The sequence below is a fragment of the Castellaniella denitrificans genome, from assembly GCF_042653765.1.
Taxonomy (GTDB): Bacteria; Pseudomonadota; Gammaproteobacteria; order Burkholderiales; family Burkholderiaceae_B; genus Castellaniella; species Castellaniella denitrificans.
Window position 1 is genome coordinate 254,448 of sequence record NZ_JBHSEZ010000028.1, and the last position, 18,254, is coordinate 272,701.

Here is an 18,254-nt window from a genome sequence, read left to right on the forward strand (position 1 = left end):
TTCGCCGGCGCGGGCGGCCTCGACCGCGGCGTTCAGGGCGAGGATGTTGGTCTGGAAGGCGATGGAGTCGATGACGCCGATGATGTCGGCGACCTGCTGGGACTTGGCGTTGATCTCGCCCATGGTGGAGACGAGCTCGGCGACGATGGCGCCGCCGTCGGTGGCGGTCCTGGCGGCCGAGGCGGCCAGTGTGTTGGCCTGCTGGGCGTTGTCGGCGTTCTGGCGCACGGTGGCGGTGATTTCCTCCATCGTGGCGGCGGTCTCGGCCAGGGAACTGGCCTGTTCTTCCGTGCGCGAGGACAGGTCCAGGTTGCCGGCGCTGATCTGCGCCGAGGCCGAGGCGATCGCGTCCGAACCGCTGCGCACTTCGCCCAGGGCGCCGCGCAGATTGCGGGTCATGGTGGCCAGGGCGTTCAGCAACTGGCCGATTTCATTCGCCGAGTCCACGTGGATTTCATGGCTGAGGTCGCGTTGCGCGATGGCCTCGGCGGCCGTGACCGCGCGCCGCAGCGGTCCGGTGATGGCGCGCATGACGCGCCAGGCGAACAGGGGCCCCAGGATGAAGGCCAGGATCGTGGCCAGCGCGAGGATGCGTTCGCTCAGCGTGGCCTGGTCCGCCGATTGCCGCTGGGCCAGGTCGATCTGTTCCTGCTGGTAGGTGTTCAGCGCCTCGATGCTGGCGAGATAGGTCCGGTTGATCTCGGGCAGGCGTTCCCGGACGATGTCGTTGGCGACCATGGCCTGGTGCTCGTCCAGCGCCTTGTAGATGGTGTCGAGGGTGCCCAGGTAGCTGGCGCGCTGGTCCATGATGTGCTGGAAGAGGCGCCGGGACTCGGGCGTGGTGAACAGGGTGTCGGCCTGCCGGGTGTATTCGCTGATTTTCTTCGTCGCGTCGCTGATCCCCTCCTTGAAGTACTCGACCATTTCCGGATCCGAGACCAGGGCGTAGGCCATGACCTGGTTGGCGCGGACATCGACGGCCCGGATCCACCGGTCCATCAGCTGGCCGGCCTGGCGGCGCTGGCCGATTTCCTCGGCGATCGACTGGGCGTTGATGGCGTTCCAGATGCCGATCAGCGCCAGGATCAGGGCCAGGGACAGGAGGAAGCCGAAAGCCGCGGCGAGCCGCGTACTGATCTTGAGGTTTTTCATGAGGGTCCGGCGATGCGCGCCATTCGTGAGAAGAATGCCCTCAATGTTAGGGAAAACCCTGGAATCATGATCGATCCAGCAGAGGGCAATAAGGCCCCCAGTATTTTGTTTACCGGTGTATAACCTCTTTGTTCATGCGGGAATCGCATCGAATCGGCGGCGTACGATCCGGCGGCGAGGCCGGGACGGGCGCCGGGTCAGGCGGCCGTCAGGCGGAAGACGCCGGTGTCCATGCGGGACACCCCGCGCTCGGCGAACTTGGGTTCCTGTGCCAGGACGTCGCGGGTCTCCAGCCGTTCGATGCGCCAGCGGTCGCCGTAGAGCGCCCGGATCTCGGATTCGGGCACGGAGAACGGCGGACCGTCCATTTCCGACTGCGGATAGTCCAGGGTCAGCAGCAGCGCGCGGCAGCCGATGGGCAACTGGCCGTAGACGTGGCGCGCATAGCGCGTGCGCAGTTCCGGCGGCAGGGCGATCAGGGCGGCGCGGTCATAGCAGGCCGCACAGCCGGCCAGGGTCTCCGCGCCCAGGCCGAAGATGTCGCCGCACAGGAACTCGATCGATCCGGCGCGGTACAGGGTGCCCTGGGGCGTGGGCCGGATTTCGGGCCGCAGCGCGTGTTCCTCGAAGAACTGCCCGACGGCGATCGGCGAGAGTTCCACGGCCAGCACGTCGTGGCCCTGCGCCGCCAGCCAGGCGACGTCCAGGGTCTTGCCGGCCAGGGGCACCAGCACCCGGCTGCCGGCCGGCAGTCCGAGCCCGGGCCAGTGTTTCTGCAGCAGGGGCATGACGCGGGATTGATGGAAGCCGGTCTGTCCGAGCTCCCAGCGTTGCAGCCAGAAATCCGTATCCATGTGTGTCTCTTCGCGGGAATGGGCATGCGCATGCCGGACTGGGAAGCGTCCGGTTCCGGCGGCGGCTGGTGGCATGATGACACAGGACCGTACATCGGGAAACTTGAAACGCTCCGCCTCCGCCGCGATGATGAAACAGTCGATCACGCAACGCAGGAGTACAGAATGAACCAGGTGTTGAAGGGCTTTCTAGCCGCTTCCGTCATTGCGTTGGGCCTGGCCGGCCCCCTGACGGTCGCCCGGACGGCGGGCGCCCAGGCGGCCTACGAGGCCGTGGACCAGCCGACCGACGAGCAGCTGCAGCGTTATGCGGCCGCTGTGCGCAAGGTCAGCGCCGTGGCGGCGGAATACCAGCCCAAGCTCGAGGCCGCCCAGGACGAGCCGGCCAAGCAGGCGGTCCGCGTCGAGGCCGACCAGAAGATGGTGGACCAGGTCGAGGCGGGCGGCATGAGCGTCGCCGAATACAACGGCATCAGCCGCGCCGTGCGCGAAAATCCCGAATTGCGCCAGAAGGTCGAGCGCCTGGTCGGCAAGTGACGGCGATGCCCCGGAGCCGTCCGGCCCCGGGGCCGATCCGCCCGGCGGTCGGAGGCGCGGGGGTTGGCGGGGATGCCGTCCGCCGCCCCCGGGATCGCGCGGGCGTTCCGCCCGGGCGGAATCAGTTCTTTTCGGACCAGAACACGCCGCCCGTGGCCCAGCGGTCCTTGCTGATCTCGGTCAGGATGATGTCCACCGAGTCCGGCTGGCAACCCAGGACTTCGCAGGTGCGCTCGGTCAGGGCGCGGACGAGTTCGCGCTTCTTTTCGGGGGTGCGGCCCTCGAACAGTTCGATGTGCATTGTCGGCATGGCGTGGCTCCTGTGAGGTTGGGAGGGGGAGCCTAGCATATCGCGCGGCCTCCCTTCGTTTCGTGTCCAGACCGTGGGCGCTTTCTGTGCCGGGGTCATTGACGGCGTTCGTGATCGTGCTATAAATATATTTGTTGGATATTAATTCGTGGCGCATTGCGAGCCCCGTTTTCGCCCGGGCCTCCGGGCCATATCACGTCTGCCTCTAGGAAAGCATATGAAAACCGAAGGAGTCCTGGTTCCCATCGTCACCCCGTTCGCGGCGGACGGCCGCGTCGACGCCAACGCGCTGCGCCGGCTGGTGGAGCGCTTCATCGAGGCCGGCGTCGCCGGCATCGTCGCTTGCGGCACTACGGGCGAATACTATGCGCTGGAAGACGACGAGCGCGAGCTGGTGCTGCGCACGGTGGCCGAGGCCACGCGGGGCCGCGTGACGGCGATCGCCGGCATCAACGCCCTGTCCACGACCCAGGCCATCCGCAACGCGCACCAGGCCGAGGCCCTGGGCTACGACGGCCTGATGCTGTCCACGCCGCCCTACAGCCTGCCGGAGCAGGCCGGCATCGCGCAGCACTTCCGCACGGTGGCGCAGGCCACGAAGCTGCCCATCATCATGTACGACTTCCCGGCGCGGGTGGGCGTGCAGATCGCCGTGGACACGGTGATCGAACTGGCGCGCATCCCCAACATCGTCGGCATCAAGGAAAGCAGCGGCAGCTTCAACCGCGCCCTGGCCCTGATCCAGGCCGGCATCCCGGATTTCCAGATCATCAGCGGCTCCGACGACATGGCGGCCGATTTCCTGTTCTGGGGCGTGCGCAGCTGGATCAGCGGCGGCGCCAACGTCTTCCCGGCCGAGCAGGCCGCCATGGTCGAGGCCGCCGGCAAGGGGCAGTGGGACGAGGTCCGCCGCCTGATGAGCGGCATGTATCCGGTGATCCAGGCCATGGAATCCGGCGACTACAACCAGAAGGCCAAGCTGGGCTGCCGCCGCCACGGCATCGAGGCCGGCCCGGTGCGCCTGCCCCTGGCGCCGCTGTCGGAACAGGATGAACGCGCCTTCCTGGCGCTGCTGGACGCCTACCAGGGCTGAGGAGACCGCCATGCCGCAAACCAAGGAACAGATTTTCGCCCAGGCCCGCGAGGGCGGCCTGTGGGCCGGCCACCTGATTCCCGGCCATGACGCGCCGGGCGCCCGGATGGACAACACCACGCCGATCGACAACAGCGTGATCGGCGCCCTGGAATCGGGCACCGCGGCCGACGTCGATCTGGCGGTGCGCGTGGCGCGCGCCAGCTTCAAGTCCGGCGAATGGTCGCAGCGGGCTCCCGCCGAACGCAAGCGCGTGCTGCTGGCCTGGGCGGACCTGATGGAGGCCCACGCCGAGGAACTGGCGGCGCTGGACTGCATCGACGCCGGCAAGCCGATCACCGAGTGCCTGAACACGGACCTGCCGGCCACGCTGGACACCTTCCGCTGGTACGCGGAGGCCATCGACAAGTGCTTCGGCCGCATCGCCCCGACCGGGCCGGCCGCCACGGGCCTGATCGTCAAGGAACCCATCGGCGTGGTGGGGGCCGTGCTGCCCTGGAACTTCCCGGCCCAGATGTACGCCTGGAAGGTCGCGCCCGCGCTGGCGGCCGGTAATTCGGTCATCGTCAAGCCGGCCGAGCTGACCTCCCTGAGCGCCTACCGCATGACCCAGCTGGCCCACGAGGCCGGCGTCCCGGCCGCCGCGCTGCAGCTGGTGACCGGCCTGGGCGAGGAAGTCGGTCAGGCGCTCGGCCGCCATATGGACGTGGACGTGGTGTCCTTCACCGGCTCCACCGAGGTCGGCCGCTATTTCCTGAAATACTCGGCCGAAAGCAACCTGAAGGAGATCGTCCTGGAATGCGGCGGCAAGAGCCCCCAGGTGATCTTCGAGGACGCGGACCTGGACGGGCTGGTGGACCACGTGCTGGCCGCCGCCTTCTGGAACATGGGCGAGAACTGCAGCTGCGGCTCGCGCCTGATCGTCCAGGCGAGCGTCAAGGACGCGGTGCTGGACCGCCTGCGCGCGCGCCTGTCGGACTGGAAGGTCGGCCTGCCCACGGACGAGTCCGTGCAGATCGGCCCCATGGTCGAGCGCGCGCACTTCGACAAGGTGCGCGGCTTCCTGGAAGGCGCGGCGGCCGAGGGCGCGCGCCTGGCGCACGGCGGGCGCATCCATTCGGAGCTGGGCAGCGGCTGGTACGTCGAACCGACCATCTTCGACGGCGTCACGCGCGAATCGCGGCTGTTCCGCGAAGAGGTCTTCGGCCCCATCCTGGCCGTGTCCACCTTCGAGACCGAGGCCGAGGCCATCGAACTGGCCAACGACAGCAACTACGGCCTGGCCGCGTCCCTGTACACCCGCGACGTGGGCCGCGCCCAGCGCGTGGCGCGCGCCATCCAGGCGGGTACGGTGTCGGTCAACGGTTTCTCGGAAGGCGACATCACCACCCCGTTCGGCGGCTACAAGCAGTCCGGCTTCGGCGGCCGCGACAACGGCCTGGAGGCCCTGGACCAGTACCAGCAGGTCAAGACGATCTGGTATGTGAATTGAGGATGAAAAAGGCGCCGTAAGGCGCCTTTTTCATCCTTCTATCACCGTGTGGGTGAATTCCATCAGGTAGTCCATCAGCGCGTCCGCGCCGGCGATGGCCCGGTCCGGGTCGTTGGCGTGGATGCCCTCGGCCAGCATCAGGTGGCAGCGGGCGCCGCGCTCCAGGTCGCCCTCGTGCTGGTAGGCGTACCAGAAGCGCCGGCACTGGATGATCATCGGGATGATCGCTTGCACGGCATAGGGATTGCGGCTGGCCTCGTGGGTCACGCGGTCCAGCGCCTGGTCGGCCTGCATGTAGCCCGCCAGGTCACCCCGGCGCGCGGCCGCCGTCATGTCGTGCGCGCATTGCAGCAGGGCTGCGCGCTGCCCGGTCGTGGCGCGGCGGGCCGCGGACCCCGCGATCAGCCGTTCCAGCACCCGCCGGGTCTCGATCAGGATCAGGTGTTCCGCGATGCGGATCTCGCTGACGCGCAGTCCGCGCCGGGGCTGCTGCTCGATCAGGCCGCTGGCGATCAGCCGCATCAGGGCCTCGCGGATCGGCGTGCGGCCCAGGCCGGTCATCTGGATCAGGTCGCTTTCCACGATCGGCTGGTTGGGTTCCAGCTGCAGCGTGGCGATCATCTGCTCGATGCGGTCGTAGGCCGCCTCGGTGGCGCGGATCTTGACGGTAGGGGATGCGGAAGTCATGGCGCGGAAGGATCAGGACTGCGGTTCGATGCCCCACTGGAAGGGGTCGTCGTCCTGCAGGATCAGGGTGGTTTCGCCGCTGATGTGGGCGCGCCCGCGCAGGGTCGGGATGACCTCGCCGTGCTCGCCCGGCTCGTAGCTGGCCTGGAACTGGCTGCCAATGATACTGGACTGGCGCCAGACCTGTCCCGGGGCGAGCTTGCCGTCGGCGGCCAGGCAGGCCAGCTTGGCGCTGGTGCCGGTGCCGCAGGGCGAACGGTCGTAGGCCTTGCCGGGGCACAGCACGAAATTGCGGCTGTCGGCGTCCTCGTCGGCGCCGAAAAGCTCGATGTGGTCGATGCGCGCGTCGCCGCGCCCCCGGATGCCCTGGGCGTCCAGGGCCTGGCAGATGGCCCAGGTGTATTCGGTCAGTGCGGCCCGGTCGGCCCCGGGGACGACGCGGTCGGGGGCGTCCACCAGGAAGAACCAGTTGCCGCCCCAGGCGATGTCGCCATGCACGATGCCGTGGCCGGGGACGTCCACGGCGACCGCCTTGCGGTGGCGGTAGGCGGGGACGTTGCGCACGCTGACCGAACCGTCGTCGTGCAGCGTGGCGGTGACGGTGCCCACCGGGGTCTCGATGCGGTGCTCGCCCGGCTCGATGCGGCCCAGCCAGGCCAGCGAGGCCAGCAGGCCGATGGTGCCGTGGCCGCACATGCCCAGGTAGCCGGTGTTGTTGAAGAAGATCACGCCGGCCGTGGCGGCGGGGTCCTCCGGGGCGCACAGCAGGGCGCCGACCAGCACGTCGCTGCCGCGCGGCTCCAGGATCACGGTCTTGCGCCACTCATCGTGCCGTTCGGCCAGCAGCCGGCGGCGTTCGGCCATGGAACCGCCGCCCAGGTCGGGAAAGCCGTCGAGCACCAGCCGGGTCGGCTCCCCGCCGGTGTGGGAATCCAGGATGGAGATGCGATGCATGATGAGTCCTCAGAAAAAGCGTTCCGGCCGGTAGGGGGAGAGGTCGATGGCGGGCGCCTGGCCGCCGACCAGGTCGCGGATCAGGCGGGCGGTGGCGGCCGACTGCGTCAGGCCCAGGTGGCCGTGGCCGAAGGCGTAGAAAATGTCCGGATGGCGCCGGGCGCGGCCGATCACCGGCAGCGAGTCGGGCAGGCTGGGCCGGAAGCCCATCCATTGCTCTCCGCCCTCGGTGCGCAGCGCCGGCATGAAGGCCTTGGCCTTGTCCAGCATGGCCTGGGCGCGGCGGTAGTCGGGCGGGCGCTTCAGGCCGGCCAGCTCGACGGCGCCGCCCACGCGGATGCCGCAGCTCAGGGGCGAGATCACGAAGCCGTGGTCGGAAAAAGTGATCTGGCGGCGCAGGTCCAGCGCGTCCGGCGGCAGGGTCGTGTTGTAGCCGCGCTCGGTTTCCAGGGGGATGGGGTCGCCCAGCGGACGGCTCAATTGGTGCGACCAGGCGCCGGCGGCGATCACCACCCGGCGCGCTTGCAGGGCGGTGCCGTCGTCCAGCGCCAGGCGGCCGCCTTCCGCGGCGGGCTCGACGGCGCGGACCTCGCGGCGCAGCAGCCGGGCGCCGAGCGCCTGCGCGCGCAGGCCGATGTCCACGGCCAGCGCCTGGGGATCGTCGACGTTGCGCCAGCGGGGCACCAGCATGCCGTGGGTGAAGCGGGGCGCCAGGCCGGGCTGCAGTTCGGCCAGTTCGGCACCCTGGACGGGATGGCTCTCGATGCCGTAGGCCAGCCGCTGGCGGGCGGTTTCCCGGGCGGCGGCGAAGCGCTCGGCGCCTTCGTAGACTTCCAGCACGCCTTCGGTGTGCAGGTGGCGGTCCAGCCCCGTGCGGGCCAGCATGGCCAGCATTTCCTCCTGGGCCAGGCCGATCAGGGCGACCTGGGCCTGGATGTTGGCTCGGTAATGCGACGGCCAGCTGGCCCGCCACAGGCGCAGCAGCCAGGGCGCGATGCGCGGCAGGTAGGCGGGCGGCAGGCTGAGCGGCCCCAGCGGATCGAACAGCCAGCGGGCCGCCTTGCGGATGATGCGCGGGGAGGCCAGCGGCAGGATCTCGGCGAAGGCCAGGGCGCCCGCGTTGCCCCGGCTGGCGCCGCTGGCCGGGTCGTTGCGCTCGACCACGACGACGTCGTGTCCGGCCTCGCGCAGATACAGGGCGCAGCTCAGGCCGATGATGCCGCCGCCCACGATGGCGACGTCACAGGAGGAAGCGTTCATGATGGATGCCGGTCAGGATCACGCATGGATCCGATACCGGAGATGATTTCACAGACGCGGTAAATATTCAACCAATATATTTACCGGGGCCGGCATTCCGGGACCGCGCCCCGGGAGTCATTCGATGCCCCAGCGGCGGGCGAGGACGGCGCGTTCCAGGGTGCCGATGTATTGCTGGATGGCGATCTGGCGGTTGTCCGGCAGATTGAAGTAGCGGCAGGCGACCTGGTGCTGCGGCTTGCCGTTGTCCTGGGTCAGGTGGGCGGAGCGCAGCACGCGCAGGGCGATGTCCAGTTCGCCGGCGTCGGGCAGTTCCAGCGTGCATTCGTCGAAGATCGTGCCCACGGGGGTTTCGGCGAGCAGGTTGTCGCGGTCCACCAGCTGCAGGCCCCCTGCGCTGATGTCGGCGATCCGGAAGCGGGCCTTGCCGGACGGCAGGGAGGCGTCCTCGATCAGGCAGTGGGCGGGGTTGCTGGCCGGAATGTCGACTCGGAAGAATTCGCGCCGCTGGACCCGCCGCAGCTGGGTGGGCCAGGCCATCGACAGGGCGGGCTTGCCCTCGTGCATGGCGGGGCTCAGAGGCCCCGTGAATTCGATCATCACGCGGTCCAGCGTGCCCTGCAGGCGCACGGCGGGCGCGCGCAGCAGCTGGGTGTTGATCTGGTCCTCGGAGGCGTTGTCCAGCAGCAGCGTGCCGGCCTTCGCGTCGACGTCGAGCAGCGTGGAGATGATCGAGACGGCCTTGCCGGGGATGTCCAGGCGCACCAGCACCCGCTGGCTGAGCAGGCCTTGCAGGATGGAGCTGATTTCGAGCGATTGCGATACCAGACAGGGATCGTCTTCCTGGAAGGCCATGGTCGTGGGCTGCGCCGGGACGCCTAGAGTGCGACAAGGATGAATTCTAAACGATCGGCCCCGGAAAACGGCGTTCCGGGACTGCGGGAAAGCCCGTATGCGCAGGCCTTCCCGCGAAACGTCGCCGCCCCCCTATTCCAGGGCCTTGACCATGTCCTCCAGGACCTTCTTGGCGTCGCCGAACACCATCATGGTCTTGTCCATGTAGAACAGCTCGTTGTCCAGGCCGGCGTAGCCCGCCGCCATCGAGCGCTTGTTGACGATCACGGTGCGCGCCTTGTAGGCCTCCAGGATCGGCATCCCGGCGATGGGCGAGTTCGGGTCGTTCTTGGCCGCCGGGTTGACCACGTCGTTGGCGCCCAGCACCAGCACCACGTCGGTCTGGCCGAATTCGCCGTTGATGTCCTCCATCTCGAACACCTGGTCGTAGGGGACCTCGGCCTCGGCCAGCAGCACGTTCATGTGCCCCGGCATGCGGCCGGCCACCGGGTGGATGGCGTATTTCACCGTGACGCCCTGGTCGGACAGCTTCGCGGCCAGTTCCTTGAGCGCATGCTGGGCGCGCGCCACCGCCAGGCCGTAGCCCGGGACGATGGTGACGGTCTCGGCGTTGCTCATGAGGAAGGCGGCATCGTCCGGACTGCCGGACTTGACGCTGCGCTGCGCGCCGTCGCCCGCCGCGCCCGCGGCGGACGGCTCGGCGCCGAAGCCGCCCAGGATCACGTTGAAGAACGACCGGTTCATCGCCTTGCACATGATGTAGGACAGGATCGCGCCGGAGGAGCCCACCAGCGAGCCGGCGATGATCAGCATCGGGTTGTTCAGCGAGAAGCCGATGCCCGCCGCCGCCCAGCCCGAGTAGCTGTTCAGCATGGAGATCACCACCGGCATGTCGGCCCCGCCGATCGGGATGATGATCAGCACGCCCAGCACGAAGGCGATGGCCGTCATGAGGATGAAGGGCAGCCAGGCTTGCGTCGCCATGAACCAGAAGCCGCAGGCCAGCATCAGGATCGCCAGCAGCAGGTTCAGCATGTGCTGGCCGGGGAAGACCACCGGCGCGCCCTGGAACAGGCGGAACTTGTACTTGCCCGACAGCTTGCCGAAGGCGATCACCGACCCGGAGAAGGTGATGGCGCCGACGAAGGTGCCGATGAACAGTTCCAGCCGGTTGCCGACCGGGATCGGCGCCCCGTGCGCGGCGATGCCGAAGGCGTGCGGCTCGGCCACGACCGCCGTGGCGATGGCCACGGCCGCCAGGCCGATCATGCTGTGCATGAAGGCGATCAGCTCCGGCATCTTGGTCATCTGGACCTTGCGCGCCAGCACGGTGCCGATGGCGCCGCCGACCAGCAGGCCGAGGATCACGCGCCCCAGGCCGGCGGCGGTGGCGCCGTCGCGCGCCAGGCCGACGATGAGCGCCGCCGTGGTCAGGATGGCGATCGCCATGCCGATCATGCCGAAGGCGTTGCCCCGCCGCGAGGTGGTGGGGTGGGACAGGCCCTTGAGCGCCTGGATGAAGCAGACCGAGGCGACGAGGTAGAGCAGGGTGACGAGGTTGGCCGAGATCATGCCTGGCCTCCCTTGCGTTCCTTCTTCTTGAACATCTCCAGCATGCGCTGGGTGACCAGGAAGCCGCCGAAGACGTTCACCGCCGCCAGGGCCACGGCGAACACGCCCATGGACTGGGCCAGGCCGCCGTCGGTCAGGCCGGTCGCCAGCATGGCGCCGACGATGACGATGGCCGAGATGGCGTTGGTCACGGCCATCAGCGGGGTGTGCAGGGCCGGGGTCACGTTCCAGACCACGTGGAAGCCCACGTAGACGGCGAGCACGAAGATGATGATGTTGATCAGGGTGGGATTGACGGCTTCCATCAGGCGCTCCTCAGGACCTGGCCGTCCTTGCAGACCAGGCAGGCTTTGACGATGTCGTCGTCAGCCGGCGGGGCGTAGCGGCCCTCGGCGTCGATGACGAGTTTCAGGAAATCGAGCACGTTGCGCGCGTACAGCGCGGAAGCGTCGGTCGCCAGCAGGGCGGGCAGGTTGGCCAGCCCGACCAGGGTGACGCCGTCGCGCTCGACGACCTCGCCCGGCACCGACAGCGGGCAGTTGCCGCCGCGCTCCACCGCCAGGTCGACGATGACCGAGCCCGGCTTCATGGCGGCCACCGTGTCCGGCTGGATCAGGGTCGGGGCCGGCCGGCCGGGGATCAGGGCCGTGGTGATGACGATGTCGGCCTGCTTGCAGCGCTCGGCCACCAGGGCGGCCTGGCGCGCCATCCACGCGGCCGGCATGGGCCGGGCATAGCCGCCGACGCCTTCGGCGATCTCGCGCTCCTCGTCGGTCTCGTAGGGCACGTCGATGAACTTGCCGCCCAGCGATTCGACCTGCTCGCGCGCGGCGGGGCGCACGTCCGAGGCTTCCACCACGGCGCCCAGGCGGCGCGCGGTGGCGATGGCCTGCAGGCCGGCCACGCCCGCGCCCAGCACGACCACGCGGGCCGCCTTCAGGGTGCCGGCGGCGGTCATCATCATAGGGAAGATGCGGCCGTAGTACTGGGTGGCCAGCAGCACGGCCTTGTAGCCGGCCAGGTTGGCCTGGGACGAGAGCACGTCCAGGCTCTGGGCGCGGGTCGTGCGCGGCGCGGCTTCCAGGGCGAAGGCCGTGAGGCCCGCGCCCGCCAGGGCCTGCAGGCCGTCCCGGTCGAAGGGGTCCAGCATGCCGAGCAGCACGGCGCCCGGCTTCATGCGGCCCAGTTCGGCCGCGTCGGGGCGGCGCACCTTCAGGACCAGCTCGCCGCCCAGGGCGGCGCCGGCGTCGGCCAGTTCGGCGCCCGCCTTTTCATAGTCGGCGTCGGGATAGCGGGCGGCCGTGCCGGCGCCGCGTTCGACCAGGACCCGATGGCTCGCCTGGACCAGCTTCCTGACGGTTTCGGGGGTGGCGGCGACCCGGGTCTCGCCCGGCAGGGTTTCGCGGGGAATGCCTATCTGCATGGCGGCCTCCCGGCGGGGATGCGGCGGTATTGCGGCATGGGATTTCCTTGATGTCTTGGGGGTTGGGGCGGGACGGAGCCGGTTTCAACGGCTGGCGTCCAGCGCCTGGCGCAGATCGTCGAGGATGTCGTCGATGTGCTCGATACCGATGGACAGGCGGATCATGTCTTCGCCGACACCGGCACGGGCGAGTTCTTCGGGGCTGAGCTGGCGATGGGTGGTCGAGGCCGGATGGCAGGCCAGGGATTTCGCGTCGCCGATGTTGACCAGCCGCAGGATCAGTTGCAGGGCATCGATGAAGCGGGCGCCGGCGGCGCGGCCCCCCTGGATGCCGAAGGACAGGATGCTGGCGGGCAGCCCGCCCATGTATTTTTGCGCCAGGGCGTGTTCGGGGTGGTCCGGCAGGCCGGCGTAGTTCACCCAGGCGACCTGCGGGTGGTCCCGCAGGAAGCGGGCCACGGCCAGGGCGTTGGCGCAGTGGCGTTCCATGCGCAGGGCCAGGGTCTCGATGCCCTGCAGCACCAGGAAGGAATTGAAGGGCGAGATCGCGCCGCCGGTGTTGCGCAGCGGCACGACGCGGCAGCGGCCGATGAAGGCGGCCGGGCCGAAGGCTTCCGTGTAGACCACGCCGTGGTAGGACGGGTCCGGCTCGTTCAGCATGGGAAAGCGGTCGCGGTGCTCGGCCCAGGGGAATTTGCCGCTGTCCACGACGGCCCCGGCGATGCTGGTGCCGTGTCCCCCCATGTACTTGGTCAGGGCATGCACCACGATGTCGGCGCCCCATTCGATGGGGCGGCACAGGGCGGGCGAGGCGACCGTGTTGTCCACGATCAGCGGCACGCCGTGGCGGTGCGCGGCCTCGGCCAGCGCCTGGATGTCGATGATGTTGCCCGCCGGGTTGCCGACCGATTCGCAGAACACCGCGCGGGTGCGCTCGTCGATCAGGGCTTCCAGGGCGGCGACGTCGTCGTGGGGCGCGAAGCGGACTTCCAGGCCCTGGCGCGGGAAGGTGTGGGCGAACAGGTTGTAGGTGCCGCCGTAGAGCTTGCTGGTGGAGACGATGTTGTCGCCCGCCTGCGCCAGGGTCTGGATGGCGTAGGTGATGGCCGTCATGCCCGAGGCCACGGCCAGCGCGGCCACGCCGCCTTCCAGGGCGGCGACGCGCTCTTCCAGGACGGCGGTGGTCGGGTTCATGATGCGGGTGTAGATGTTGCCGGCCACCTTCAGGTCGAACAGGTCCGCGCCATGCTGGGTGTCGTCGAACGCGTACGAGGTGGTCTGGTAGATCGGCACGGCGACGGCCTTGGTCGTGGGGTCCGGGGTGTAGCCGGCGTGGATCGCCAGGGTCTCGAAGCGGCGGGTCATGGGGTGTCTCCTATGCGGCATGGTTTGAGGCAATCAGCCATGGTACCGGCGAATGCGCTTTCAATATAAGGTCTGTGTAAGGTTTATGATCACATTTTTATATAACCACAGATAATATGAAGCCCATTGCATTCTTCTACGAAATGCAATGCGGTGCAATAGAATGCGGCCGAACGCCGTAAACGGCCGTGCCGGACGCGGGCATGGGTTAGCATTTCGTTTGTTGTCCGGCCTGTGGCGGACTGCCGATCGAGGGTGTGGGTCAAAAAATGAATGTCTGGTTGAAGCGGGTGCTGTTCAGCCTGGTCGTGGCGCTGCTGCTGGCGGTGGTCGGGCTGGCGATTTTCCTGCTGACCTTCAATCCGAACGCCTACAAGTCCAGGCTGGAATCCCTGGTGTTCGAACGCACCGCGCGCACGCTGACCATCGACGGCGACATCGGCCTGTCGCTGTTTCCCCGCATCGGCCTGTCCGTCAGCGACGTGGCCCTGTCCAACCGCGACGCCAAGGACACCTTCGTGTCCATCGACAGCGCCCGCTTCGCGGTGGCGATTTGGCCGCTGCTGTCGAACCGGCTGGTGGTGGACCACGTGGCCGTTACGGGCCTGAAGGCCTATGTCGTGCGGGACGCCCAGGGCCGCTTCAATTTCAGCGACCTGCTGGACGCGGACGGGGCCGCCGCGGCGGCGCCCGCGCCCCTGGCCGCCGCCGCGGCCGCGTCCGGCGCCGGCTCGGACCTCAACATCGACATCGCCGGCCTGGAACTGAAGGCGGGCCGGGTCCAGTACGTCGACCAGCGCGACGGCCTGTCCACGACCTTCGACCAGATCGAGGCGAACACCGGCCGGGTCACCTATGACCAGCCTTTCGACGTGTCCCTGAAGGCCGTGATCACGGGCAACGATCCGGTGCAGAACGCCCAGCTCCAGGCCCAGGCGCTGCTGCGCCTGAATCCGGGGGGACGCGGCTATTCGGCGCAGAAGATCAACGTGCAACTGAACGGGCGCCTGGGCAATCTGGACCAGTCGCAGGCCACGCTGCGGGGCAACCTGGCCTATGACGGCAAGGCCCGCAATTTTTCCGCGGACAACCTGGAACTGGCCCTGAACGGCAATATCGTCGGCGCCCATCCGATCCAGGGGCTGAAGGCCAGCCTGACGGCCGCGCAGCTGCGCCTGGACCAGCGCAATACCGCGCTCAAGATCGACAAGCTCGCCCTGCGCGCCGTGGGCCAGGACCGCGGGCGCGCCATGGACCTGGCCCTGGATGCGCCGGCCCTGGCGATTTCGCCCGATTCCGCCCAGGCCGATCCCGTGACCGGCACCTTCAAGTGGACCGGCGACGACACGCTGGCCATCTCGCTCGGCCTGGAAGGCCTGTCGGGCAACGCCGGCGAATGGCAGTTCCGCACGGCCAGCCTGGATGGGGCGCTGACGCAGGGCGAACGCCTGCTGCGCCTGAAGCTGACGTCGCCGCTGGCCTGGAACATGGCCCTGCGCAAGGGGTCGCTGAGCGCCATCAAGGGCGACATGGGCGTGCGCGACCAGGCGCTGCCGTCCGGCAGCTATGAATTCCCCATGATCGGCAGCGTGCACCTGGACCTGGTCCAGGATCTGCTGGCGGCCGACCTGAACGCCGTGATCGACGGCGGGCAGGCCGCCTTCAAGTCCCAGACCACGAAGCTGGCCACGCCCCAGCCCCAGACCCGGTTCACCCTGAACACGGAAAAGCTCGATCTGAACCGCTGGCTGCCGGCGCCGCCGTCTCCCGTCGCCGGATCGGGCGGCGCGGGCAAGGACGCCGCAAAGGAAGCGGACAAGAGCCAGGACGAGAAGGGCCAGGGCGCGGCCCCGGCCGGCGATGCGCAGGCGCCGCCGGCGGCCCCCGCGCCGATCGACCTGTCGTTCCTGCAGGGGCTGGACGTCGAGGGCGACGTGCGGATCGGGGACTTGCGGGTGCGCGACGTGCAGTTGATGGGCGTCGGCATCCAGGCCCGCGTCCAGAAGGGCGCGCTGGCCGTTCCCAAGCTGGCGGCCGGCCTGTACGAGGGCACGCTGTCGGGCCAGTTCAATGCGGGGGCCGACCAGACCTTCGGCCTGAAACTGAACCTGGACAAAGTCGCCGTGGCGCCCCTGCTCCAGGCCGCGCTGGGCCGGAACCTGCTGTCGGGGCGCGGCGCGGCGCAGATCGACCTGCGCGCGCAGGGCGCGACGCTGGATGCCCTGCAGCGGTCGCTGACGGGCAGGGCGGCCGTGCAGGTGCGTGACGGCGCGGTGCTCGGCGTGGATGCCTCGCGGACCCTGACGGAGGTGGCGGCGGCGCTGGGCAACGTCCTGAAGGGGCGCCTGGACGCCCTGGCCTCGCCGTTCGACAGCCGCCGCAGCACCGCCTTCAGCAGCCTGGACGGCCGCCTGGATCTCAAGGACGGCCAGGGGACGCTGTCGAAGCTGTCCGTGGTGTCCGACCTGGTGCGGGTGTCCGAAGGCAAGCCGGCGCGCATCGACGTGCCCGGCCGCAGCCTGGACCTGGTCCTGCAGGCCCAGGTGGCGGCGCGGCTGCCCAAGGGCCTGGATATCGCGCTGACGCCGCTGCTGGGTTCGACCATCCCCATCCATGTCACCGGCTCCTGGGACCATCCCGAGTACGACGTGAGCTGGTCGAGCGTCCGCAACCCGTCGATCCAGCGCGCCCTGAAGTCGGGGCTGATGGAACTGCTCAAGGGACGGGACCTGATCGATCAGGCGCTGCCGTCGCCCGAGCCCGAGGCGCCGGGCGCGGCCCCGAAGAACTCCGCGGCGCCGGCCTCCGGCGCCGATCCGGTGGAACGCATCGGCAAGGCCATCAAGGGCCTGCTGGGACAATGATCGCCACGAAGGGAACACACGCGATGACGACCGATTCCGCTTTTCAGCCGATCGCCGGGGCGGCCCCCCTGGCCGGCGAGGCCGCCCGGCCCTACGACCGCCGCTGGCTGGCGGTCGATGACCAGGACCGATGGCTGGATGCCGGCCGGGCGCCGGGCCTGGCCGGGCTGGAAATCAGCCTGCGCTTCGGCTATCTGGTGATCCGCGCGCCCGGCATGCTGCGCCTGGACGTGCCGCTGGACGTGATCGAGGACGACGTCAGCGTCGAACGCACCGCGCGGGTCGGCGGGCGCGACGTGCGGGTCGTGGACGAGGGCGACCTGGCCGCGGCCTGGTTTTCCCAGTGGCTGGGCCAGCCCTGCCGGCTGGTGAAGGTACATCCGGACGCCGGGGCCGTCGACTGGCCGGCCTGAATCCGGCGCCTTTTTATTTCCCGTTCGCCGCTTCCTGCGCTTCGCGCAGGGCCTTGGCCTTGGCGTGCAGCCAGCGTTCCACGGACGGGAACACGAACTTGCTGACGTCCCCGCCCAGGATGGCGATTTCCCGCACGATGGTGCCGGAGATGAACTGGTACTGGTCCGACGGGGTCATGAACAGGGTCTCGACCTCGGGCAGCAGGTGGCGGTTCATGCCGGCCATCTGGAATTCGTACTCGAAGTCCGACACGGCGCGCAGGCCGCGCACGATGACGCGGGCGTCCTGTTCGCGCACGAAGTCCTTGAGCAGGCCGCCGAAGCTGCGCACCCGCACGTTGGGGTAGTGCCCCAGGACCTCCTCGGCGATCTCCAGGCGTTCCTGGAGGGTAAAGAACGGCCGCTTGTTCTGGCTGTGGGCCACGCCCACGACGACCTGGTCGAACAGGCTGGCCGCCCTTCGCACGAGGTCCTCGTGCCCACGGGTGAGCGGGTCGAAAGTGCCTGGGTAGACGGCGGTGATCATGCGGTCTCCGTATAAGTTGACGGAATCGGTATCCGGATCCCGGAGCATCCCGGATGCCGGGAGCTGGATTCGGGCGGCTGTTCAGAGTGTCTCCGAACAGTCATTATTCATATTTTTTTGCATTGCAGCAAATTGAATCAATCCGTAGTGGACCTGGCCCGCGCGTCCCTGGCGCAGGAGCGCCCAGTCCGGCGGCAGCGCGCCGAAGGGGGCTTCCGATTCCAGATACAGCAGGCCGCCCGGCAGCACGGCCCGGTCCAGCAGGGGCGGCAGGCGTTGCAGCCAGCCCGCGCCGAAGGGCGGGTCGAGCATCACCAGGTCGTAGGACGGGGCCTGCTGGGCGCGCAGGAAGGCGCAGGCCTCGCCCGCGTGGATGCGGATCGCGGGCGCCTTCAGGCGGGCCTGGACGGCCCGCAGGCCGGCCAGCGCGGCCGGGGCCTGCTCGACCAGCTGGACGGTCTCCACGCCCCGGGATGCGGCCTCGAAGCCCAGCGCTCCCGTCCCGGCGAACAGGTCAAGCACCCGGCGGCCGGCGAACGAGCCGTCCCAGAAATGCGCCAGCCAGTTGAACAGGGTCTCGCGCACCCGGTCGGGCGTCGGACGCAGGTGATCGCCTTCCGGAACGGAAATGGGCGTGCGGCGGTAGGCACCGCCTACAATACGGATCTGGTGTTTTTTCATGCGCGGTCCGCTGGGTCCGTGCCGGGCCTTGGCCGGATCGTTTTCAGTGTAAAGCCTATGTTCAGTTTCTTTAAACGCAAGAAAGCGCCCGCGCCGCAGGAAGCGGCGCTCGAACAGGACGCGGCCCCCGGCGCGCCGGAGGCCGCGGACGCGCCGGAAGTGGCGCCGGTGGCGCCCACCGAGCTGCCCGATGCGTGGGTGGCGCGCGCCGGCGAG

General features: G+C 69.0%; 18 protein-coding genes. 5 read left to right on the forward strand and 13 right to left on the reverse strand.

What is annotated here, in order from left to right; genetic code table 11:
- Both ACFO27_RS13270 and ACFO27_RS13275 read right to left on the reverse strand, forming a co-directional pair.
- On the reverse strand, positions 1-1,152 hold a 1,152-nt coding region (locus tag ACFO27_RS13270; RefSeq protein WP_376817749.1), incomplete at its 3' end, for a methyl-accepting chemotaxis protein.
- 197 nt (positions 1,153-1,349) lie between these two features.
- Positions 1,350-2,006, reverse strand: coding sequence for a thiopurine S-methyltransferase (locus tag ACFO27_RS13275; protein WP_376817750.1), 657 nt, complete (start codon positions 2,004-2,006; stop codon positions 1,350-1,352).
- A gap of 165 nt (positions 2,007-2,171) precedes the next feature.
- On the opposite strand from ACFO27_RS13275, the gene ACFO27_RS13280 reads away from it, so the two are divergent.
- Positions 2,172-2,543 (forward strand): DUF4168 domain-containing protein, encoded by a 372-nt coding sequence (locus ACFO27_RS13280; protein ID WP_376817751.1) that lies wholly within the window; start codon positions 2,172-2,174, stop codon positions 2,541-2,543.
- 121 nt (positions 2,544-2,664) lie between these two features.
- Here the strand turns inward: ACFO27_RS13280 and ACFO27_RS13285 are convergent, their stop codons facing one another.
- Positions 2,665-2,892 carry a 4-oxalocrotonate tautomerase gene (locus tag ACFO27_RS13285; protein WP_376817752.1) on the reverse strand — a complete coding sequence of 76 codons (228 nt, stop codon included), beginning with the start codon at positions 2,890-2,892 and terminating at the stop codon, positions 2,665-2,667.
- 178 nt (positions 2,893-3,070) lie between these two features.
- On the opposite strand from ACFO27_RS13285, the gene dapA reads away from it, so the two are divergent.
- Both dapA and ACFO27_RS13295 read left to right on the forward strand, forming a co-directional pair.
- Positions 3,071-3,946 (forward strand): 4-hydroxy-tetrahydrodipicolinate synthase, encoded by an 876-nt coding sequence (gene dapA, locus ACFO27_RS13290; protein WP_376817753.1) that lies wholly within the window; start codon positions 3,071-3,073, stop codon positions 3,944-3,946.
- A 10-nt stretch (positions 3,947-3,956) separates the two neighbouring features.
- A complete protein-coding gene (locus tag ACFO27_RS13295; protein WP_376817754.1) occupies positions 3,957-5,438 on the forward strand; it encodes an aldehyde dehydrogenase in 1,482 nt (493 codons plus the stop codon).
- Between the two features lie 30 nt (positions 5,439-5,468).
- Here the strand turns inward: ACFO27_RS13295 and ACFO27_RS13300 are convergent, their stop codons facing one another.
- From ACFO27_RS13300 to ACFO27_RS13335, 8 genes are all read right to left on the reverse strand, one after another.
- Positions 5,469-6,125 (reverse strand): GntR family transcriptional regulator, encoded by a 657-nt coding sequence (locus ACFO27_RS13300; protein ID WP_376817755.1) that lies wholly within the window; start codon positions 6,123-6,125, stop codon positions 5,469-5,471.
- 12 nt (positions 6,126-6,137) lie between these two features.
- The gene (locus ACFO27_RS13305; protein ID WP_376817756.1) at positions 6,138-7,079 is read right to left on the reverse strand and encodes a 4-hydroxyproline epimerase; all 942 of its coding nucleotides are present in this window, start codon (positions 7,077-7,079) and stop codon (positions 6,138-6,140) included.
- 9 nt (positions 7,080-7,088) lie between these two features.
- On the reverse strand, positions 7,089-8,339 hold the full coding sequence (locus ACFO27_RS13310) for an NAD(P)/FAD-dependent oxidoreductase (RefSeq protein WP_376817757.1): 1,251 nt from the start codon (positions 8,337-8,339) through the stop codon (positions 7,089-7,091).
- Between the two features lie 117 nt (positions 8,340-8,456).
- Positions 8,457-9,194: a flagellar brake protein gene (locus ACFO27_RS13315; RefSeq protein ID WP_376817758.1), complete on the reverse strand. Its 738-nt coding sequence runs from the start codon at positions 9,192-9,194 to the stop codon at positions 8,457-8,459.
- 132 nt (positions 9,195-9,326) lie between these two features.
- Positions 9,327-10,766, reverse strand: a complete 1,440-nt coding sequence (locus tag ACFO27_RS13320; RefSeq protein ID WP_376817759.1) for an NAD(P)(+) transhydrogenase (Re/Si-specific) subunit beta — start codon at positions 10,764-10,766, stop codon at positions 9,327-9,329.
- Positions 10,763-11,071, reverse strand: a complete 309-nt coding sequence (locus tag ACFO27_RS13325; protein WP_043684843.1) for an NAD(P) transhydrogenase subunit alpha part 2 — start codon at positions 11,069-11,071, stop codon at positions 10,763-10,765. The genes ACFO27_RS13320 and ACFO27_RS13325 overlap by 4 nt, the downstream gene beginning before the upstream one ends.
- Positions 11,071-12,189 (reverse strand): Re/Si-specific NAD(P)(+) transhydrogenase subunit alpha, encoded by a 1,119-nt coding sequence (locus tag ACFO27_RS13330; protein WP_376817760.1) that lies wholly within the window; start codon positions 12,187-12,189, stop codon positions 11,071-11,073. Before ACFO27_RS13330 ends, ACFO27_RS13325 begins: the two co-directional genes overlap by 1 nt.
- An 84-nt stretch (positions 12,190-12,273) precedes the next feature.
- Positions 12,274-13,554 carry a bifunctional O-acetylhomoserine aminocarboxypropyltransferase/cysteine synthase gene (locus tag ACFO27_RS13335; protein ID WP_376817761.1) on the reverse strand — a complete coding sequence of 427 codons (1,281 nt, stop codon included), beginning with the start codon at positions 13,552-13,554 and terminating at the stop codon, positions 12,274-12,276.
- Between the two features lie 269 nt (positions 13,555-13,823).
- On the opposite strand from ACFO27_RS13335, the gene ACFO27_RS13340 reads away from it, so the two are divergent.
- Both ACFO27_RS13340 and ACFO27_RS13345 read left to right on the forward strand, forming a co-directional pair.
- Positions 13,824-16,418, forward strand: a complete 2,595-nt coding sequence (locus ACFO27_RS13340; RefSeq protein ID WP_376817762.1) for an AsmA family protein — start codon at positions 13,824-13,826, stop codon at positions 16,416-16,418.
- Between the two features lie 23 nt (positions 16,419-16,441).
- Entirely contained in the window at positions 16,442-16,831 is a 390-nt protein-coding gene (locus ACFO27_RS13345) for an MOSC N-terminal beta barrel domain-containing protein (RefSeq protein WP_376817763.1), read from the forward strand.
- A gap of 13 nt (positions 16,832-16,844) precedes the next feature.
- Here ACFO27_RS13345 and coaD read toward each other — a convergent pair whose 3' ends face one another.
- Together coaD and ACFO27_RS13355 are read right to left on the reverse strand one after the other, a co-directional pair.
- Positions 16,845-17,357, reverse strand: coding sequence for a pantetheine-phosphate adenylyltransferase (coaD, locus tag ACFO27_RS13350; protein ID WP_376817764.1), 513 nt, complete (start codon positions 17,355-17,357; stop codon positions 16,845-16,847).
- Between the two features lie 81 nt (positions 17,358-17,438).
- The gene (locus tag ACFO27_RS13355) at positions 17,439-18,038 is read right to left on the reverse strand and encodes an RsmD family RNA methyltransferase (protein WP_376817765.1); all 600 of its coding nucleotides are present in this window, start codon (positions 18,036-18,038) and stop codon (positions 17,439-17,441) included.
- Positions 18,039-18,254: the final 216 nt, after the last annotated feature.

Coding starts and splice junctions, on each gene's coding strand:
- ACFO27_RS13305 (WP_376817756.1), bottom strand. CDS start 7,079: ATGCATCGCATCTCCATCCTGGATTCCCACACCGGCGGGGAGCCGACC.
- ACFO27_RS13285 (WP_376817752.1), bottom strand. CDS start 2,892: ATGCTAGGCTCCCCCTCCCAACCTCACAGGAGCCACGCCATGCCGACA.
- ACFO27_RS13345 (WP_376817763.1), top strand. CDS start 16,442: ATGACGACCGATTCCGCTTTTCAGCCGATCGCCGGGGCGGCCCCCCTG.
- ACFO27_RS13340 (WP_376817762.1), top strand. CDS start 13,824: ATGAATGTCTGGTTGAAGCGGGTGCTGTTCAGCCTGGTCGTGGCGCTG.
- coaD (WP_376817764.1), bottom strand. CDS start 17,357: ATGATCACCGCCGTCTACCCAGGCACTTTCGACCCGCTCACCCGTGGG.
- ACFO27_RS13315 (WP_376817758.1), bottom strand. CDS start 9,194: ATGGCCTTCCAGGAAGACGATCCCTGTCTGGTATCGCAATCGCTCGAA.
- ACFO27_RS13280 (WP_376817751.1), top strand. CDS start 2,172: ATGAACCAGGTGTTGAAGGGCTTTCTAGCCGCTTCCGTCATTGCGTTG.
- ACFO27_RS13320 (WP_376817759.1), bottom strand. CDS start 10,766: ATGATCTCGGCCAACCTCGTCACCCTGCTCTACCTCGTCGCCTCGGTC.
- ACFO27_RS13335 (WP_376817761.1), bottom strand. CDS start 13,554: ATGACCCGCCGCTTCGAGACCCTGGCGATCCACGCCGGCTACACCCCG.
- ACFO27_RS13295 (WP_376817754.1), top strand. CDS start 3,957: ATGCCGCAAACCAAGGAACAGATTTTCGCCCAGGCCCGCGAGGGCGGC.
- ACFO27_RS13310 (WP_376817757.1), bottom strand. CDS start 8,339: ATGAACGCTTCCTCCTGTGACGTCGCCATCGTGGGCGGCGGCATCATC.
- ACFO27_RS13355 (WP_376817765.1), bottom strand. CDS start 18,038: ATGAAAAAACACCAGATCCGTATTGTAGGCGGTGCCTACCGCCGCACG.
- ACFO27_RS13330 (WP_376817760.1), bottom strand. CDS start 12,189: ATGCAGATAGGCATTCCCCGCGAAACCCTGCCGGGCGAGACCCGGGTC.
- ACFO27_RS13275 (WP_376817750.1), bottom strand. CDS start 2,006: ATGGATACGGATTTCTGGCTGCAACGCTGGGAGCTCGGACAGACCGGC.
- ACFO27_RS13300 (WP_376817755.1), bottom strand. CDS start 6,125: ATGACTTCCGCATCCCCTACCGTCAAGATCCGCGCCACCGAGGCGGCC.
- dapA (WP_376817753.1), top strand. CDS start 3,071: ATGAAAACCGAAGGAGTCCTGGTTCCCATCGTCACCCCGTTCGCGGCG.
- ACFO27_RS13325 (WP_043684843.1), bottom strand. CDS start 11,071: ATGGAAGCCGTCAATCCCACCCTGATCAACATCATCATCTTCGTGCTC.